Genomic DNA, 1,138 nt, shown 5'->3' with positions numbered 1-1,138 from the left:
TGCATTCTGTATTCACCGTGAATCGGCATGAAAAACTTTGGCTTGATGAGGCGGAGCATCAGCTTTTGCTCTTCCTGTCCGCCGTGTCCTGATGTATGAATGTTAGTCACAGCTCCGTGGATGACATCGGCACCCGCCCGGTAAAGCTGGTTAATCGTGCGGCTGACGCTGATCGTATTGCCCGGGATCGGAGATGATGAAAATACGACCGTATCCCCAGGATTGATGGAGATTTGCCGGTGTGTGCCGTTTGCAATTCGAGATAGTGCAGCCATCGGTTCACCTTGGCTTCCGGTACAGAGAATCGTCACTTTGCCGGCAGGAAGCCTATTGATTTCATTCGCTTCAACAAAAGTATTTTTCGGACACTTAATATACCCGAGCGTTTGACCGATTTCAATCGCCGACTCCATGCTTCGCCCAAATACGGCAACTTTCCGTCCGTTTGCAACAGCTGCTTCGATCACCTGCTGCAGGCGGTGGATGTTTGACGCGAAGGTTGCGAAGATGATCCGGCCTTCGACTTTTCGGAAAATATCATCAATGCTTTCTCCGACTTTGCGCTCTGACATCGTGAAATCAGGGATTTCACTGTTTGTGCTGTCTGAAAGCAGGCAAAGCACGCCTTCTTTTCCGATTTCGGCCATCTTGGTCAAGTTGGCGGGTTCGCCTACCGGTGTAAAATCGAATTTAAAGTCACCGGTATGTACGATGTTTCCTTGCGGTGTTTTTACGACAATCCCGTATGAGTCCGGAATGCTGTGGGTCGTCCTGAAAAAAGAAACCGACGTTTTTCTGAATTTGACGATATCGTCTTCTTCAATGATATGAAGCTTTGTTTGGCGCAGCAGACCGTGCTCTTCAAGCTTCTTCCTGAGAAGGCCGATGGCGAGCTGTCCGCCGTAAACTGGAATGTTCACCTGTTTGAGCAGGTACGGAATTCCGCCGATGTGGTCTTCGTGGCCGTGCGTAATAAAAAGACCTTTGATTTTTTCTTCGTTTTTGACTAAATAAGTGTAGTCGGGGATGACATAGTCGATTCCGAGAAGCTCGTCTTCCGGAAACTTAATCCCCGCATCGATGAGCACGATCTCGTCCTGGAACTGGACCCCGTACGTGTTTTTGCCGATTTCCCCAA

Annotated in this window: 1 protein-coding gene; it reads right to left on the bottom strand. The window is 49.1% G+C overall.

Annotation, left to right across the window (positions count from 1 at the left end):
- On the bottom strand, positions 1 to 1,138 hold a 1,138-nt coding region (rnjA, locus tag BTA31_RS22260), incomplete at both ends, for a ribonuclease J1 (RefSeq protein WP_076794309.1).

Origin of the sequence: Bacillus haynesii, assembly GCF_001969855.1 — a bacterium.
GTDB lineage: Bacteria > Bacillota > Bacilli > Bacillales > Bacillaceae > Bacillus > Bacillus haynesii.
Note: the sequence above shows the minus strand (reverse complement) of the source record. Positions and strands in the feature narration are given on the sequence as shown.